This is a genomic window from Alkalibacterium sp. m-11 (genome assembly GCF_054658155.1).
The window spans coordinates 1-413 of sequence record NZ_BAAGIR010000379.1 but is presented as its reverse complement, the minus strand read 5'-3'; the positions used below and the strand labels follow the sequence as shown (position 1 = coordinate 413).

General features: G+C 38.5%; 1 protein-coding gene. It reads right to left on the bottom strand.

Annotation, left to right across the window (positions count from 1 at the left end):
- Positions 1–85: 85 nt before the first annotated feature.
- Positions 86–223, bottom strand: coding sequence for a ribbon-helix-helix domain-containing protein (locus ACYQ2O_RS12890; protein ID WP_170068874.1), 138 nt, complete (start codon positions 221–223; stop codon positions 86–88).
- Positions 224–413: the final 190 nt, after the last annotated feature.

The following is a 413-nucleotide window of genomic DNA, read 5'->3' as shown; positions in this document are numbered from 1 at the left end:
GAAAGAAGTCTCCCACTTCTAAACGTATGGGTACGAAGCACCAGTGAAAGTGGGAGATGAATTTCGGTCAAGCGATAGCTTGAAGTTATTTCTCAAGACCTTTTCTTATTAGTTCAAGGATAGCTGCTGTTCTTGTAGGCAGTCCATTTTCTTTTTGGTATGCGTCTACTTTTTCTAGAATAACTTTTGGCATACGTATTTCTACGCGTTCTTTGTCAGACATATACTCACCTCCGACTTGATTGTAGTAATTACCATTTTTTTTGTTTTTTCGTGTTGTTTTAATGGGGCTGGGAAAAAACTCCCCTAAAATGAATACATCCCTCGACCGATTTTGAGAAAAAAATGGTCGAGGGATGTTTCTTTTTTAAAGACAAAATGAGCCCCACCGGCTATAATTGAAGTACCAACAG

Excerpts from the sequence above, each read along its gene's own strand:
- ACYQ2O_RS12890 (WP_170068874.1), bottom strand. The coding sequence starts at position 223 with ATGTCTGACAAAGAACGCGTAGAAATACGTATGCCAAAAGTTATTCTA.